This is a genomic window from Chryseobacterium sp. UF-290 (genome assembly GCF_058245615.1).
Genome location: NZ_JBSICB010000002.1, coordinates 342,127 through 359,429 on the forward strand (window position 1 = coordinate 342,127; position 17,303 = coordinate 359,429).

Consider the following 17,303-nt stretch of genomic DNA (forward strand, 5'->3'; position numbering starts at 1 on the left):
AGTTATCTACGGCCGAATAAAGGGTTATAAAATCTGTTAATTAAATATTCTGTTTCATTGATAAGATTCCTTTCAATATCTTTCTCAACACAAGCAAATATAAGATATTCCCAATTAAAACCTTTTAATGCAACTCGGCCACCAAAACTTTTAAATGCCAAATCAGTGATTATATTAATATCTTCTTTATCTTCCTGAAGTTGTTTAATTTTTAAAAAAGCTTTTCTATGCTGATTCCAGCGTTCTTTAAGCGAAGAGGATATACCAACATAAAGAGGATTCACAAGAATACTGAAGTTTGACAGTAATCCCATTATTTTGTGACAATCTTCAATCTTTAACTTTTTTATTTTTTCTCCCCAAAAAACTTCTTCTTCACTATCGTCAATAATATATTTATCTAAAAAAATTCTATTTTCACATAAATTAACATTATAATTTTTAAAAAAAGATTTTACTGAGCCATTTAATTCATCGACTGATATTAACCTATCAATTAATTCTAATTTTTTAGAAAACTCTTCAACAGAATTAAAATTTTTGAATTTAGAAAAATCTAAATACCAAGCATATATACCTTTTTTATTTGGAATATTATCAGATCGTCCCATAGTCCTCTCATGTGGAAACAAATTAAAATCTTCAATTTCCAAAAACTTATTTATCATACTGATTTATTAAGAGTATTATTTTTTAGAAGAGCTTTCATTACTGAATTTTTCTATTTCAGGTTCTTCTATTGCATCATATATTAATGCAAAGTCACTTAAAGTATAGCCCATAGCTTCAATTATTGAAAATAATGTTAAAGTGCTTGTATTTGTTTTTGCATTGAATATATCAGAGACAGTTGCTTTCCTTATATCCGCATTTAAAGCAATTTTATTATAACTATTAATACGATAATCTGCAACATCCTTACTATAAGAACATTGCTTATTTCTACTTAAAAGCTTATTTAAGCTAATTGCAATCTTAAATTTGATATTTTCTTGAATATCATTTTTCACAAATGCAATTAAGCATATATTAAATTATTTTTCGGTACGTTAAATAGTACCGAAAAATTTTAACAAATGAATATTCCAATTGTATTAAACAAAAAAGCGGCTGTCTCAAAAGTGATATAGCCGCTGCTTATGTGAACTTATTATACAGGATTCTTCTCAACTTACTTAGGTGAGCTAAAGTGTTTTAAATAAAAACTTTTGTGAATTTTGTGGTTAAAAATTATAGCATTTACTCAAGTTCACCAGATAATTTCTCCAACTCCTACGCCCCTCATAATACTTTAACACTCATCATACCCCATCCCCAGATAAATTTTCGTTCTTTTGCAAAAAGTTTTAATTTTTACCATAACATGTCGAAGTTTGATGAAATCCGGTATTTTCATGATCAGGAAGTAAATGAAAGATTACAGAGCATAGCCCGTGATCCGATGATGAAAGCACTGATGACCTTTACTTTTCCCGGTGTGGATGAGCAGGTTTGGCTGGAACAGTTTAAAGAAGTTCATTCCATAAGTGATTTTCAGCATCAGTTTGTGGCGTATGCCGTTCGTCAGATTCTTGCCAAGAGTTCTGAAGGATTAACGACTTCAGGTTTCGATAAGCTTGATAAGAACACTTCTTACCTTTATATTTCGAACCACAGAGATATTGTACTGGATACTTCACTACTTAACCTAGTTCTGCTGGAAAGTGGCCATATTATGACCGCTTCAGCCATTGGTGACAATCTTGTGAAAAGAAACTTTTTGAATGTGCTGGCCAAACTGAACCGTAACTTTTTAGTTCAGAGAGGACTATCCCTTCGTGATCAGCTTAAAAGTTCGCAAACCATGTCTGAGTATATTGATATGCTATTACACGAAGAAAACCGCTCCGTATGGATTGCCCAGCGTGAAGGTCGTGCTAAAGACGGGAATGACGCTACTCAGCAAGGGGTTTTAAAAATGCTGGCCATGGCAGCCGGAGAGCAGTCTCTAATAGATTATTTTAAAACATTAAAGATTGTTCCTATCTCCATCTCTTATGAATATGATCCTACAGATTCCCTAAAAATGCCTCAATTGCTGGCACAGCACAGGGATGAGGAATACATTAAAGGAAAAAACGAAGATTTTACTACGATACTCAGCGGAATTTTAGGGCAAAAGAAAAGAATTCATCTGCATGCCGGGGATGTTATTGATACAGAACTGGATGATATTGCCGCTACGATTGAGAATAAGAACAAGCAATTGCAGGCTATTGCACAGATAATTGATAATTCAATCATTAAAAATTACAAGCTCTGGCCTACAAAATATATAGCCTACGATCTGATCAACAATACAGACACCTACTCTTCTCAATATACAGAGCAGGAGAAACAATTGTTTATCCGAAGGCTGGAAATGCGTATTGATCCATCTGATCCTGTTTCCAAAGAATATTTCCTGGCGATGTATGCCAATCCTCTGGTGAATAAATTGAAATCTGAAGAAAGCTTTCAGGGATAATTGTTATGATAAAATAAAATGAAACCATTGCTCAATAGCAGTGGTTTTTTACTTTTTCCCGCAGATCCGGGGGATTCCGTAGATTTTATTTATGAATCTGTTTAAACTTTTTATCTTATAAGAATCATAGCTATTTTTTGACTTGAAAAAGCTTTTATTCTAAACACTTCAGTCCACTTAAGTTAGTTTAAAATGATACTGGATAAAAAGTTCACATAAGAAGAAAATCAAAGCTTTTCATAAAGCTCAAGTGTACTTATTGTGCAGCAAGCTTGTGACTTAAAAGCAACTTAAGTGTTTAATCTTTTTTTGGCTTTTTTGGTTTTCATTGGAAAAGTTTAAACAGCTTTAATTATATAATCAATTTCCACATTTTCTTTGAAAAACAATTTCCCTAAAAAACAATTTGAAATTAGTGCATTAAAGAGTAAAATTTTTTATATTTAAATAGATAAACCAGCATAGGAATTCAATGCTATGAAAGGCAAGATAATTGCAGTTATCTAAAAAAATACAAAATAAGACATATGAATTTACAGTTAGATCCACATTCTAAGGCTGAAAGTAATCCTGTTGATCGCTTCCGTTCAGATATTATCAATGGGCTTCAAAGTACTCCGAAAAAGTTACCCTCAAAATACTTCTACGATAAAATTGGAGATCATCTTTTCCAGAAAATCATGGCAATGCCCGAATATTACCTTACCCGATGTGAGCTGGATATTTTTAAGAATAAGACCCATGAACTTGCAGAGCTGCTCATTCCTGAAAATGAAGCTTTTGACCTGATTGAATTAGGGGCCGGAGATGCCATGAAATCTACTTATTTACTCGAACATTTAATTGAGAAAGGGGTTGACTTCACTTACATGCCTATTGACATTTCCGGAAATATTCTTTCCATTCTCAATAACAAGCTAAGCAATCAGTTCCCGTCAATGAAAATCACCTGTCTGGAAGGTGATTATTTCAAAATGCTTCAAAAAGCGGCTTCATTATCCAACCGAAGAAAAGTAGTCCTTTTTTTAGGGAGTAATATCGGGAATATGACTTTGGAAGAAGCAGAAAGCTTCTGTCTGCATCTGAATAGAAATCTGTCTTCAAAAGACTCTGTACTGATCGGTTTTGATCTTAAAAAAAATCCCCATACTATTTTGAATGCCTATAACGATAAAGAAGGAATTACAGCGGCCTTTAATCTCAATCTTCTGACACGTATCAACAATGAACTGGAGGCTAATTTTGATCTTGAACAGTTTCAGCATTATCAGACCTATGATCCTGTAAGCGGAGCCTGCAAAAGTTTTTTGGTAAGTACTGTAAAACAAGATGTAACCATTGGTAATGAAAACATTTCTTTTGACGAAAATGAACTTATCGATATGGAAATTTCACAAAAATTCTCTATTGAACAGATTGCGGAATTATGCGAAAAATCAGGATTCACAATGACAGGAGAAATTAAAGATTCCAAAAAATGGTTGGTAGATGCTATCTGGCAGGTGAAATAAAAAACAGATGATTCTACACTAAACCCATGATCCTTTCAACATAAAATACTCCAATAAACTAAAAGACATGACACCACAGATCACCACAAAAAATATTCTGAAAAAATATGTGGATATCCGCAGGCATTCTGAAGAAATCTGTGCTCCACTGGAAATTGAAGATTATGTAGTACAGCCTGTTGTTGATGTAAGCCCACCCAAGTGGCATCTGGGCCATACCACATGGTTCTTTGAAACTTTTATTCTGATTCCGAGCTTTCCCGGATATGAGGTTTTTGATTCTCAGTACAACTTTGTTTTCAACAGCTATTATGAAACTGTAGGAGCAAGGGTTATACGTACTGATCGTGGAAATCTCAGCCGTCCTTCTGTTTCAGATATTTATCTCTATAGAAAATATGTAGATGAGAAGATGAAAGCTTTCCTTGAGAGTGAATTCATGAATGAAACCATTGAACCGATCCTGGAGCTGGGCCTTAATCATGAGCAGCAGCATCAGGAATTATTAATTACGGATATCAAATATATTTTAGGCCACAATCCTGTTTTTCCTGCCTACACCAAAGAAAGAAAGCCTGTGCAGACCGGTCTGCAGAATACACGGATGCTTAGTTTTTCTGAAGGGATCTATGAAATTGGTTTTAATGGAGAAGGATTTTGCTTTGATAATGAATCAGGAAGGCATAAAGTATTTCTTAACGACTTTGAAATTGCCAGCCAGCTTGTAACCAACAGAGAATATTTAGAATTCATGGAGTCCGGCGGGTATACTGATTTCAGACACTGGCACGCAGAAGGATGGGATTGGGTGAAGCAAAATCATGTAAAATCTCCTTTATACTGGCATTTCATTGATGATAAATGGCTGAATTATACTTTGAACGGATTACAGGAAATAGATCCTGAAGCCCCTGTATGTCATATCAGTTTCTATGAGGCAGCCGCCTTTGCATCCTGGAAAGGAATGCGCCTTCCGATTGAAGCGGAGTGGGAAGTGGCATCGGATTATTTTGATTGGGGAACCCGCTGGGAATGGACCAATTCTGCCTATCTCCCCTACCCTCATTTTAAAAAAGAAGCAGGTGCTGTAGGTGAATATAACGGTAAATTTATGGTCAATCAGATGGTTTTACGCGGTGCCTCAGAAGCAACTCCACCGGGACACAGCAGAAATACTTACCGTAATTTCTTTCAGGCCGGTTTAAAATGGCAGTTTACAGGAATACGGCTTGCCCGATAATTTTTACCCATGATTACAGTAGAATCAGTTTCCAAAAGCTTTAACGGAAAAAAAGCGGTAGATCATATTTCTTTCCAGGCCAAGGACCAGGAAATTTTTGTGCTTTTAGGAACCAGCGGCTGTGGTAAAACAACGACTCTTAAGATGATCAACCGTCTTATAGAAGCAGACTCAGGGAATATCCTTATCAACGGAAAAAACATCCTGGACCGGAGAGCAGAAGAACTGAGGATGGGTATCGGTTTTGTGATGCAGCATTCCGGTTTATTTCCTCATTATACGATCCGGCAAAATATTGCGGTTGTCCCAGAATTGCTGAAATGGAACAAAAAGGAAACAGAGAGAAAAACCCATGAACTGTTAGCCAAACTTCATCTTTCTGAAGAAACCCTTTCACAATACCCCCATGAATTAAGTGGCGGACAGCAGCAGCGGGTCGGTATTGCAAGAGCCCTGATTGCAGATACTCCGGTTCTACTGATGGATGAGCCTTTTGGAGCATTGGATAATATTACCAAGGCGGATATTCATTCAGAATTTAAATCGCTGGAAGAACTCAAAACAAAAACCATCCTGCTGGTCACCCATGATGTACAGGAAGCGTTTGAATTGGGGCATCGGATATGCCTTATGGATCAGGGAAAAATAGTACAGACCGGCACCCCAAAAGAAATGATTTACCATCCTGAAAATGATTTTGCCCGTGACTTTTTTGCTGAAAGCCGGCTTTTATTAGAATATAAAATCACTAAATTTCAGGATATCAACCCTTTTCTCACACCTGATATTTTATATGATACATTTGATCAAAATACAAGTGTCTGGAATGCCTTACAAGATTTAAACTTAGATCAGAAAAATAACGAAGTTCATGAAGAACTAATAAAGGCATTTAACCATTATAGAAAATTACTGATTACATGATGCAGCAAAGTCTTTGGCAGTTTATTCTGGAACAGCACGAAAAACTAATAACCCAGATCATCCAGCATCTTGGGCTTACTTTATTTTCTTTGTTTCTGGCGATTATTGTCGGAGTTCCTTTGGGAATACTTATTGCAGGAAAAAAGAAGCTTTCCGGCGCGGTATTAGGTACTGCTGGGATTTTACAGACTATTCCCAGTATTGCTTTGCTGGGATTTATGATTCCTGCCTTTGGAATAGGCCCTGAGCCTGCTATCGCCGCATTGCTGATCTACGCTCTTTTACCAATTATCAGAAATACCTATACAGGAATTACAGGAGTAGACCCGGCAGTTGTTGAGGCTGCAACAGCAATGGGCATGAACAGGAGCCAGCTTCTTTTTAAAGTAAAACTGCCTTTGGCTATGCCCGTTATCATAGCCGGTATAAGAACGGCTGCTGTTATCAATGTCGGAGTGGCAACCTTAGCCTCTTTTGTTGCAGCAGGCGGTTTGGGAGAATTTATCTTTGGAGGGATCTCGCTCAATAATACCAATATGATCCTGGCAGGTGCCATTCCTGCCGCACTCCTTGCTATTCTGATGGATCAGGTAATCGCTATCATACAGAAATCGGGATATCAATTGTTTCGCAAACTGAAATATGTACTTCCAGCCATTTTTCTTCTGGCAGGTGCCTACTATATAGTAATCTCTCTTTCACATCAGACCATCAAAGCAGGCTTTACCCCCGAATTTATGGGAAGACAGGACGGGGATATTGGCTTACGTTCCGTCTACAGACTTGATGTAAACCCATTAGTAGTAAATGATGCTATCATGTATAAAGCAGCTTATGAGAAAGAGCTTGATCTGATCAGCGGATATTCTACAGATGGAAGAATTAAAGCCTTTGACCTCTATGTGCTGGAAGATGATAAAAAGATATTCCCGCCTTATTTTGCAGCACCAATCATCAAGACCCAAACACTTGAAAAATTTCCGCAACTTGAAAAAACCTTAAATCTGTTGGCAGGAAAATTCAATGATTCTATTATGACGGATTTGAACTACAGATCCGATTACCTCAACCAAACCCCGGAAAAGATCGCAAAGGATTTTCTGATCAGGAATAATCTTTATAAAAGCCCCGGGAAAAGAAATTCAGGAACTGTACGGATCGGTTCAAAGATCTTTGGTGAGCAGTATATTCTTGCAGAAATGTATACCATGCTTATTGAAGGCTATACTGATTATAAAGCAGAAACAAAAACCGGCCTGGGAGGAACCAAGATCTGTTTTGACGCTTTAATGAATGATGCTATTGATTTTTATCCTGAATATACAGGAACCGGACTTCTTGTCCTTTTAAAGCCCACATCTCAGGTCATCAGAAATGTTACCCAAAGTGCTGATAAAACCTATCAGTATGTAAATTCGGAATTTGAAAAGAAATATGGAATTCAGTGGTTAGAGCCTCTTGGGTTTAATAATTCCTATGCACTGATGATGCGCAGGAAACAGGCCGATGATCTGGATATCAAAAACATATCTGATCTTAAAAGGTATTTTGATGAAAAATAAAAACTATAGTTATTTGTTATTATTTATTGTACCACAAATCACAAAATAAAGAGTTTTTTAAAAATACTATCTTCGCTAAATAAAAAATTTGACAAAATGAAGAAAATACTATTTCTGGCCTCGGCTCTTATTGTTCTCAATTCCTGTGTAGTAAGAACGGCTACAAAAGTAGTATCAGGAGCGGTAAACTTAGGTTACAAAGCGGTAAAAGGAACAGTAAACGGAATCAGCTGGGCGGTAAGCAAAGCCAAAGGAAAAATTGATGAAGACCGTTTGGATGGAACCTGGAAAGTGGTAGGCGTTTATAAAGGTTCGTTTGAAGATTTTTCAAAAGACCAGAATCCGGAAGCTTCTTTTACTTCTGATTGTGTGGACAGCTTTGACCAGATTATTTTCAAGGCTAAAAAATCTAAGTTCAAATCGGTTCATTGCAGCTCTGATAAGGAGGATTGGGTAAAATATTCTCTGGAATTCGGAAAGAATCCTGTAACCAAAGAAAAGGAGAACTATATAGAATACAATTCTAATAATTATATTTCCGTTATTGATGTGAACAATAAGACCATGGTTCTGGAAGGGAATCTGATGCCTAAGCTGGCATTTTCCGGAGCTAAATTATATCTTCTGGAAAAGGTAAAATAGTATATAGACATGAATAAAAAGAGGCTGTCTCAAAAGTATCATTCTGAATGAAATGCAATGTAATGAAGAATCTCAAACAACTGACCATCAATAAGATTCTTCCTTCGTCAGAATGACAAAAGCCGAATTATTTGACTTTTGAGACAGCCTCTTTTTGAGCTATAAGGCTATCTTTCAAAATTATTTCCGAAGCATATCTATTTCAATGCTATTATTATCTTCCTTTATTGCTTTTTTCATCTGCATTTCCCTCTCCCGGATATAAGCGTTTTTATCGACCATTGCTCCATTCACATTGACCTTATCCAAATCATGAAGAGTCACTCGTAATGACTTGGCCGGATCATTTCTGCTTTCTGAGAAAAGCTGCTTATATTTGGGAAAATCTATGTCCACTTTATCTCCAAAATCAAAAACAAAGCTTCCCGTAGGTGTCATATTTTCAATTTCCTGATCTGAAAGCTTTCTTATTCCGGCTAAAGTAAAAGAATGGCTCCCCGTAGCATCTTCTATTTTCAGAATCATGCCCGGCAGTCCTCTGAATTTATAAGGACCATCCTGAACCGGAATATCAGCTGAAAACCATGCCGTCCATTTTCTGCCCCCGAATTCAGCCGTTGCTTTCTGCACATGATATCCATTAATCATACTTTTATCCGGCTGAACAGACCATTTCATAACCCGGTTATCTGACACATTATATTTAGTTCGTCCCATCCTGGTAATAAAAAAAAGACTGTTGTCAGAATAATCTTTAATGACAGTATACTTAACTGTATTATTCTTAGAGGCGGCAGATTGCGGTATATTTTCAATTTTTCCTGTCGCTTTCATCTGCTTATCAAGAATGGCCTTGGCAATAGAATCATTTTTAAAGGTTTCACCACTATAGAATCTGGAAAATCCGGGAGTAATGTCCAGATACATCAGCTCACTCCTTTTATCCTGAATCTTAGTCGAATCCGGGATATATTGATATTCATAAACAAACCTCCGGTTCTGGGAAAAGAGATTCATAAACAGAAGTAAAAAAATAATTATATGTAATTTTCCTGAACATACCATAATATTAAAAAAAATTTATATTTTAGCTACGAATTAATAACCAAATATAAGATTTCACATGAAAATGAAAAAACTTACACTAAAAAAAAGCGTCGTAGCTAATCTGGACAAAAAAGCAATGGAACAAGTAAAAGGAGGAGGAAAAAAACCAGGACTGGGATTAACTCCTGAAACCTTTGGATGTGGAGAAACATCTACAGAAGATAAAGGTTGTGGCTCAAAATTATGCCAGGAGTTTGGACTAGGATAAACTTATCACTTTTACAAAATTTAAGTTTCGTAATATTTATTTATTATGAAACTTTTTTAATTTATGGAGAAGCAAATTGTACATGAAATAGCACAGAGGATAGTATCCGATAAGGAAAGAAACAACTACGGTCTGCTTACAGGATATATAGGTCATATGATTTTCTTATCTGAATATTCTAAAATACAGCCTGAATATTCTAAAAAAGTCAATGGCTATATTGATAATTTTTATTCTGATATAGAACAGGAAATCATTTCAGCATCGTATTCAAGAGGGATTTCCGGGGTCTGTCTGGGGATAGGATATCTGCATCTGAATAATAAAAAGCCTTTTGCCTTTGTGTCAAAAAGCATTGATGAATATCTGGCTGCAGAAGTTGAAGAATATCTATCTTCTCAAAATTTTGATTTCCTGCATGGAGCCATCGGAATAGGATTTTACTTTATAGAAAGAGCTAAAGAAGGTAACAAAATTGCCGGAAAGGCCCTACAAAGTATTTTGGAAAGTCTGGACAAAAATAAAATCAGTGACGGCAAAGGCGGAGTTACATTTTTAAATTTCAATAAAGTATCTGATATTTCTTTATCCCATGGCTTATCGGCTATATTGCTGTTTTTGTGCAAGCTCATTGAAATCGGTTTTTCATACAAAAATATAGCTAACGATCTTTCCATAGGTATTGTAAGCTATATTCTGTCACAAAAAATAGACCGTCAGATCTATGTTTCACAGTTTCCATATACCTCTGTGGGAGACAGCACCAAAGGAAGCAGACTGGCCTGGTGCTATGGTGATCTCGGGATCTGTATGGCTCTCTTAAAAGCGTCTGAAGTCCTGATGAACCGGGAACTGAACCAGCAGGCAATAGAAATATTGCTTTACAACACCCAAAGGAAAGATTTGCATAAAAACCTGGTTCAGGACAGCGAAATATGCCATGGTACCTCAGGAATAAGCCTTATTTATCATATTCTGAATCAAAAATATAAGATTCCGGAATTGGCCGAATGCGAAAAATTCTGGCTCGATAAAACCATAGAGCTTTATCACAAAAAAGACAATCATAATAACCTGAGTTTACTGGATGGCCTTTCAGGAACCGGCCTTGTATTGCTCAATTCATTCTATCATACAGGAACTCAGTGGAGTCATTTTTTTTTAATATGAAAAAAACGATAAAAGTAAAATATAAAGATTTCGGACACTTTATCATACGCTGTCCTTCCCTCCCTTATTCGGAACATGCTCCTTTTTCATATGAAAGGATAAAGGAGAATGCTTTCTTTATGGAATCTCTGTACATTTCATCTCCTGAGTTCTATGAAGAAATAGTCAATACGGAACAGCTGAATGAAAAACATAAGCTCACTCTTCTCAAATATTGGAACAGAATCAGAACAAGGTCTACTCCTTTCGGGATTTTCTCAGGAATTGGAATAGGCAATATTAGTGATGATATAAGCAGTATGATCATTTCCTCTCCATATGAGAGAGTTGCAAGATTAGATATGAGCTTTTTTTCAAATTTAATCAGCTACCTGCAAAACAGAAAAGAAGTAAAAACCTCACTGAAATATTTTGCCAACGATACTTTTTATAAAGCTGGAAATAGCCACAGATATTATTTTGTAAAAAAAGCAGAAAACAATAAGGATTTCAAATTCGATGTGATCAATGTTGAAATCTCAGGCTATTTAAAAAAAATAATAGCCCGGTCGAAAGACGGAGCCCCATTATCTGAACTTTTTTCTGAGCTCAGCACAGAGTTTTCAGAAGAAGAGATCCGGGATTATATTGATGAATTAATTGATTCTCAGATTATCTTAAGTGAGCTTGCCCCTCAGATCACAGGAGAACCGTTACTCAATAAAATAACAGAATTATCAGAGAGAGCCGGCTTACTTCAGATCAATCAAAAGCTGAAACAGATCAATGCCCTGCTGAATAATATCAATGAAGAGAAGGATCAGGTCAAAGCTTACAGAAGTATCGAAAATATGATCCGTGAGCTGAATATTGAATATAAAAGAAAAGAGCTGATACAGGTCGATCTGAAAAGAAAGTTTGAAAAGGCAAATCTTAATAAAGAAACCATTAATGAAATTAAAGAGGCAATATCCTATTTAAATTCATTAGAGTATTTTGAAAATGAAAACCAAAGCCTGAAAAAATTCATCTCTGCTTTTCAGGAAATATACGAAGAAGAGGAAATTCCTTTATTGCATGTTCTGGATGTTGATATTGGTCTTGGATATCCTATTGAAGATTATGGGAATAACTATACCAATTCGCTGATTAAAGATTTTGAATTGCCGGCAATAGAGGTAAAGCCTAAAAAATCATCTGTATTAAGAGAGATCATCTCCCGGAAAAGAGAATATATACAGGAAATAAGATTAGAAGACGAAAAAGCAGATCTAAATAACGATATTAATAATTTTTACCCGGTATTTTATACCTCGCTGGATTTTGTAAATATCGGAATGCAGACTCTTCCCAGACTGAAATATCTGGGCGATCAGTCCGGAGTTAAATTACTGACCCGTTTTTCACATGTAGATAAGGACATTGAAGACCTTATTTCTACAATAACCCAAAAAGAGCAGGAATTAAGCAATGAAATTTTAGCGGAAATCGTGCATCTTCCTAATCCTCGCCTGGGAAATATTTCCACCAGACCACATATCAGAAACTATGAAATAACCTGTTTAACGGCTTCTGACAGAGAAAAAGAGTCCCGCATTCCTCTTAATGATCTGATGATATCTGTAAAAAATAACAGGATCCTGTTGCGCTCAAAAACGCTCAATAAGATGATAAAACCTGTCTTGTCAACAGCGCATAACTACAAATTATCTGATTTATCGGTTTACAGATTTTTATGTGATCTCCAGTTTCAGGATACAAAAATCATCAGCTTTCCTTTTGACTGGGACCTGCTCTATACTCCGAGAATAAGATATAAAAATGTAATCATATCGCTCGCCACCTGGATCATCAGGACAGAAGAGCTGGAACATATTTTTGCAGAAGAAGATGAGGAGCTTTTGCTGTTGTCATTCAGGAAATGGATGAATGATAAACATATTCCTGATCTTTTTTTACTCTGTATTGGTGACAATGAGCTTCTCATCGAATCCGGAAAAACAGAGCATATTAAAATGTTTTTAAAAGAGATAAAGAATAAGAAAACAATAAAAATCGTTGAATTCTTATTTGATGAACAGCATTCTGTTTTAAAAGATCAGGAGGGAAATGCTTACAGACAAGAGGTTATTTTACCATTATATTGTGATGCACAATGAAAAAGATACAAAGAAAATTCGCACTTGGCAGTGAATGGATTTACGTTAAGATATACACAGGATATAGAACTGCAGATCATTTATTAGTGAATGATCTATACTCTCTGACCCATTCATTAACCAAAAAAAATCTGATCCGAAAATTTTTCTTTATAAGATTTAGTGATCCCTTCTATCATATCAGACTAAGATTATGCGTGACAGATGTCTCCAATATCGGAACCATCATCTCATCACTCAATAAGACATTACATCCTAAAATTCAGAACAGACTCATTACCAAAGTACAGTTTGATACGTACAATCGTGAAATGGAAAGATATCACGAGCTTCTGATTGAAAAGGCTGAGACAGTTTTCTGCACAGACAGCAGCTATATCATTAAGATCATCCGGAATATAGTTAAATATGAAGCAGAAGACAACAGATGGCTGGCAGGAATACTTCTTATCATATCTTTTCTGGATTGCTCAAAAATAAGCACTGAAGAAAAGCTCAGACTGACAGAAGGGCTGGCTAAAAGTTTTAAAAACGAATTCGGATTCGATATGTATAACTCCAAACAGTTTAACGCAAAATACAGAGAACATACACAGGTAATCAATGATGTCATCGGCAGAACTTATCTCACAGATGGTTTTGAAAAAATATACCCGCTTATTGATAAAAGAAATAAGGAACTAAATTCTGTCATGGAGGAAATTAAAGCAATATCCGAAAAGAACAATTTAGATTATCTGAGGTATCTCAGCAGTTACCTTCACATGACCGTTAACAGACTTTTCCCCGTTAAAAACAGATTACACGAACTTCTTCTGTATGATATGACCAGCAGATATTACAAAAGCCTTCTGGCCAGAAAAAAATTTGATATTCAATAAGCCTGATGCATCATTTGCTGAAAATATACCTTTACAAAATACCTGCTTCTGAATAAAAAGCAGGTATTTCATGATCATCAGGTCCTTTTAAATATAAACCTTTAGTACCACAGATTCCAGGAAGCTAAAAAGAACTTACCATTAATTTCTATCTGTTTCTATATCGGAAATTTTCTTCCCATGCTCTCCCAGATAATGGATAACCAGCTTTTCATATACTTTATACCCGTCATCTATATTGGTAAATATCAGGATTCCCTTTCCGGTTTTCGGCAATATGATAGCGATACATCGCGTACCAAGATCAGCTCCGCCATGAGCCAGGGCATAATCTCCGTTTCCGAGATCATACATTTCAAAGCCTAAGCCGAAATATTTATTTTCTTTTGTTTTCACCTGCTTTTTGGTCATCTCACGGAAGACTTCCGGCTTCAGGTTTTTTCCTTTCATAACGCTGACCATAAAATTCCCATAATCTTCGATCGTAGTATGCAGATCATCGGCAGCATTCGCCTTTTTAATTTTTTCTATTGGATAAGCATTTCCCTTTTCATTATATCCTGTTACGAATCTTGACTCATCAGTATTCTGATCCCAAATATAGTTTGTATTCCTCATTTTGAGAGGCTGAAAAATAAGCTCTTTGGCAAGCTGTTCAAGTGATTTTCCAAACTTCTTTTCGAGCGCCTTTCGCAGATATTCAAAACCTTCTCCTGAATATTGATATTGTGTTCCGGGATCAAACTGAAAGTTCAGCTTTTTGTCAGCATTCATCCATCGCCAGTTGGGAAAACCGGTCTGATGGCTCAGGATAATTCTGGTTGTAAGTTTCTTATGTCTCGGATCGCTGATGATATCAGGATCTGTCCAGTATGCATCTAAAGGTTCATCCAGCTTCCATTTTCCTGAACTTACCAAACGTAATGCTACCATTGCTGTAACAGGTTTGGTGAGAGACGCTACATTGAAATAGGCATCGCGGGGAGCCGAAACTCCTTTTTTAAGATCTCCAAAAACTTTTACCTGCTGTAGTTTTCCTCCTTCGATAATTCCTAGTCCCAGGGCGGGAATATTATTTTCATTCAGCCAGCTTTGCATCGACTGATCGTTATCAAACATTGTTTCACTATCAGTCGTTTGCTTTGGATGGTGATTAAAGCTCAATGAACTCTTAAGTTTCCACTCAGCATTTTCCAGCATCCACAGATGGGTAAACTTTGCCTCCCCTACAAGTTTCTCAGCTTGATTTCCTTCCTTTTCATAAAACAGATGGTTACCATTCTGAATGGCAGCATATATCTTTCCGTCTTTATACATGGGATAAATCTCAGTGCTTTTCTCAATCAGCACTCTCTTTAACTGAAAGGTTTCCGGAGACTTGCACAATCCGTTTTTAAAATCAATTATAAATTTATTTTTGTCCTCAAAGCCACCTTTGTCATGATAAAATTCAAACGTATCGCTTAACAGGCTTTCCATCTTTTTAATATTGCAGGTATTGTAGCCTGCCGAAAAAAACAGGCTGTCTTTCGACATAATTGTTTTATAAAGAGGATCTGTTTTTTCTGTCTGGGCATGAATTATATTGATGAACAAAATAAAAAAAGGAAGGATAAATTCTGAAGACTTTGTCATTATTATTTTTTTGACAAAGATTAGATTTCCAGCCGTTTTTCTGCTAAAAATAAACCCGACAAAAACCCGTCAAAGTCCTGACAGATCTTATATCATACTGAATTTCAGCCTGAAATACAACTTCTTATTCCGATCTATCTCGGCTGAATTACGAAGGATGATAAACACATTGGAAAGAACAATGATGATCATAAGGATCAGGGTAAACTGTTTTCCGAACTTTAAAAAGATTCCCAGCATGAAGACAATAGGAGCCATTACCGTCCATATCATCTGAACCGAAATGATCTGACGGACCAGGCTGTTTCTTTGTTTCAAACCAAACATCAGCATAAGCGGAACGAAAATATTCAATGGCGGCAACAGCGTGAACAACAATGAAGAAAGATTGATTATTTTGATAAGAGAATAATTCACCTCAGCCTGTTCTTCGTTCATTACCGTTATGGTTTCATTTGAGGCTGCTTCCTTTTCTTCAGTAATGCTTACAGTATCCTGTAACGAAGCTTCATCTATTTCCAATGCCTGGGCCAATGCCCTAAGGGTATATCCTTTCGGTTCCGTTCCCGCCTCTATCCTTTGAATGGTTCTTACAGAAATCTTCGATCTTTCTGATAATTCTTCCTGGGTAAGGTTCTTCTGTTCTCTTGCGGTTTTCAGTTTAGACATGGCGGGTTATTCTAAAAGATATTTCGAATGGTTCTACCGGCTAATTTACGTATTTTTGAATATTCAGACAGAGACCGCATCTGCATATCTATGCTTGCTGCTATTTAAAGCTTTTCAAAGAATTCCTCCATAATTTTTCTGGAATATCTTTAATCTCCATACTTTTGTATTGAAAAATGAAGCATACCATTCCCACCTATGATATGAACAGCATCTCTCAGCATGGATTTCTTGTGGAGAGATTTGAGAAACGCTCCCAAAGCGCGGATGATATTCTCATGGACAAGGGAATACACCGGGACAGCTATTATATTTTTACCTGCCTGGAAAAAGGACATGTAAAAATGATGGTAGACTTCAATATCATTGAAGCAAAAAAGAAAGGTATTTTTTGTGTTCTGCCCGGACAGGTGCATCAGGGGCTGATCATGGATAATGTTTCAGGTTGGTTCGTTGCAGTAAGGGCAGATTTTATTCCGGATCTGGTACGTTCTGTATTTGAAGAAACATTAGTAGAAATCAAACCGTTATTTATTGATGAAAACCGGTTTCAAAAATTAAATTCTTGCGCATGGCTGCTTTATGATTCAGTCACCAATGAGATTCTGTCTTCTAAGGAGGGATTTCTTGTTATACGTTCTTTTCTCAATGCTTTTCTGGGCATGTTTTCTTTCATCTATTCCAATGAATACAGCTGCGAAGCATCGAATGAAAACCGGGCCTTACAGCTCTCGAGAGCTTTCAGGATTTTGGTAAAGAAAGAATTCAAAACGCTGAAAAGTCCATCGGGATATGCAGAAATTTTAAACATTTCAAGAGGATACCTCACGGAAATTATTCGTGAGACAACAGGAAAACCGGCACAGCATTGGATCCATCAGGAAATTTTAACAGAATCAAAACGTTTACTGGTTTATACCCATCTTACGGTAAAAGAAATTGCTTATGAGCTGGGATACAGTGATCACACTTATTTCAGCCGTTTGTTTTCTAAGCTGGAGGGACAGCCTCCTTCAGAATTCCGTAATAAAAACAGGAATACACCGTAAACCACGAATAGTCCAATCAATTCCCTGAAACAGCTATCGGTATATTTCAATTTTGAAGCTT

16 protein-coding genes are annotated in these 17,303 nt (G+C 36.3%); 11 read left to right on the forward strand and 5 right to left on the reverse strand.

Annotated elements, in window-relative coordinates; all coding sequences use genetic code 11:
* Positions 1 to 2: 2 nt before the first annotated feature.
* Both AC4IF5_RS03820 and AC4IF5_RS03825 read right to left on the reverse strand, forming a co-directional pair.
* A complete protein-coding gene (locus AC4IF5_RS03820) occupies positions 3 to 668 on the reverse strand; it encodes a hypothetical protein (RefSeq protein ID WP_490731833.1) in 666 nt (221 codons plus the stop codon).
* Positions 669 to 686: 18 nt separating this feature from the next.
* Positions 687 to 1,010 carry a helix-turn-helix domain-containing protein gene (locus tag AC4IF5_RS03825; protein ID WP_490731835.1) on the reverse strand — a complete coding sequence of 108 codons (324 nt, stop codon included), beginning with the start codon at positions 1,008 to 1,010 and terminating at the stop codon, positions 687 to 689.
* A 353-nt stretch (positions 1,011 to 1,363) separates the two neighbouring features.
* Between AC4IF5_RS03825 and AC4IF5_RS03830 the strand changes: the two genes are divergently transcribed.
* From AC4IF5_RS03830 to AC4IF5_RS03855, 6 genes are all read left to right on the forward strand, one after another.
* Complete coding sequence (locus AC4IF5_RS03830; RefSeq protein WP_490731837.1) at positions 1,364 to 2,506, forward strand: 1-acyl-sn-glycerol-3-phosphate acyltransferase; 1,143 nt, start codon at positions 1,364 to 1,366, stop codon at positions 2,504 to 2,506.
* A 527-nt stretch (positions 2,507 to 3,033) separates the two neighbouring features.
* On the forward strand, positions 3,034 to 4,017 hold the full coding sequence (gene egtD, locus AC4IF5_RS03835; RefSeq protein ID WP_490731839.1) for an L-histidine N(alpha)-methyltransferase: 984 nt from the start codon (positions 3,034 to 3,036) through the stop codon (positions 4,015 to 4,017).
* 67 nt (positions 4,018 to 4,084) lie between these two features.
* Positions 4,085 to 5,257: an ergothioneine biosynthesis protein EgtB gene (gene egtB, locus AC4IF5_RS03840; protein ID WP_490731841.1), complete on the forward strand. Its 1,173-nt coding sequence runs from the start codon at positions 4,085 to 4,087 to the stop codon at positions 5,255 to 5,257.
* A gap of 9 nt (positions 5,258 to 5,266) precedes the next feature.
* A complete protein-coding gene (locus tag AC4IF5_RS03845; protein ID WP_490731843.1) occupies positions 5,267 to 6,181 on the forward strand; it encodes an ABC transporter ATP-binding protein in 915 nt (304 codons plus the stop codon).
* Positions 6,178 to 7,743 carry an ABC transporter permease/substrate-binding protein gene (locus AC4IF5_RS03850; protein WP_490731845.1) on the forward strand — a complete coding sequence of 522 codons (1,566 nt, stop codon included), beginning with the start codon at positions 6,178 to 6,180 and terminating at the stop codon, positions 7,741 to 7,743. Before AC4IF5_RS03845 ends, AC4IF5_RS03850 begins: the two co-directional genes overlap by 4 nt.
* Positions 7,744 to 7,839: 96 nt before the next feature.
* Complete coding sequence (locus AC4IF5_RS03855; RefSeq protein ID WP_490731847.1) at positions 7,840 to 8,385, forward strand: hypothetical protein; 546 nt, start codon at positions 7,840 to 7,842, stop codon at positions 8,383 to 8,385.
* 180 nt (positions 8,386 to 8,565) lie between these two features.
* Here AC4IF5_RS03855 and AC4IF5_RS03860 read toward each other — a convergent pair whose 3' ends face one another.
* On the reverse strand, positions 8,566 to 9,450 hold the full coding sequence (locus AC4IF5_RS03860; RefSeq protein WP_490731848.1) for a GLPGLI family protein: 885 nt from the start codon (positions 9,448 to 9,450) through the stop codon (positions 8,566 to 8,568).
* Positions 9,451 to 9,514: 64 nt separating this feature from the next.
* Here AC4IF5_RS03860 and AC4IF5_RS03865 point away from each other — a divergent pair, with 64 nt between their 5' ends.
* The 4 genes from AC4IF5_RS03865 to AC4IF5_RS03880 all read left to right on the forward strand — a co-directional run bounded on the left by AC4IF5_RS03865 (position 9,515) and on the right by AC4IF5_RS03880 (position 13,889).
* The gene (locus AC4IF5_RS03865; RefSeq protein WP_490731850.1) at positions 9,515 to 9,700 is read left to right on the forward strand and encodes a class I lanthipeptide; all 186 of its coding nucleotides are present in this window, start codon (positions 9,515 to 9,517) and stop codon (positions 9,698 to 9,700) included.
* A 63-nt stretch (positions 9,701 to 9,763) separates the two neighbouring features.
* Entirely contained in the window at positions 9,764 to 10,870 is a 1,107-nt protein-coding gene (locus AC4IF5_RS03870; protein ID WP_490731852.1) for a lanthionine synthetase LanC family protein, read from the forward strand.
* On the forward strand, positions 10,867 to 13,008 hold the full coding sequence (locus tag AC4IF5_RS03875) for a lantibiotic dehydratase family protein (RefSeq protein ID WP_490731854.1): 2,142 nt from the start codon (positions 10,867 to 10,869) through the stop codon (positions 13,006 to 13,008). The genes AC4IF5_RS03870 and AC4IF5_RS03875 overlap by 4 nt, the downstream gene beginning before the upstream one ends.
* Positions 13,005 to 13,889, forward strand: a complete 885-nt coding sequence (locus AC4IF5_RS03880; RefSeq protein WP_490731856.1) for a thiopeptide-type bacteriocin biosynthesis protein — start codon at positions 13,005 to 13,007, stop codon at positions 13,887 to 13,889. The genes AC4IF5_RS03875 and AC4IF5_RS03880 overlap by 4 nt, the downstream gene beginning before the upstream one ends.
* Positions 13,890 to 14,030: 141 nt before the next feature.
* Here the strand turns inward: AC4IF5_RS03880 and AC4IF5_RS03885 are convergent, their stop codons facing one another.
* Positions 14,031 to 15,524 (reverse strand): serine hydrolase domain-containing protein, encoded by a 1,494-nt coding sequence (locus AC4IF5_RS03885; RefSeq protein ID WP_490731858.1) that lies wholly within the window; start codon positions 15,522 to 15,524, stop codon positions 14,031 to 14,033.
* 87 nt (positions 15,525 to 15,611) lie between these two features.
* Positions 15,612 to 16,193 (reverse strand): helix-turn-helix domain-containing protein, encoded by a 582-nt coding sequence (locus AC4IF5_RS03890; protein WP_490731860.1) that lies wholly within the window; start codon positions 16,191 to 16,193, stop codon positions 15,612 to 15,614.
* A 176-nt stretch (positions 16,194 to 16,369) separates the two neighbouring features.
* On the opposite strand from AC4IF5_RS03890, the gene AC4IF5_RS03895 reads away from it, so the two are divergent.
* Positions 16,370 to 17,242, forward strand: coding sequence for a helix-turn-helix domain-containing protein (locus AC4IF5_RS03895; protein WP_490731862.1), 873 nt, complete (start codon positions 16,370 to 16,372; stop codon positions 17,240 to 17,242).
* Positions 17,243 to 17,303 lie beyond the last annotated feature (61 nt).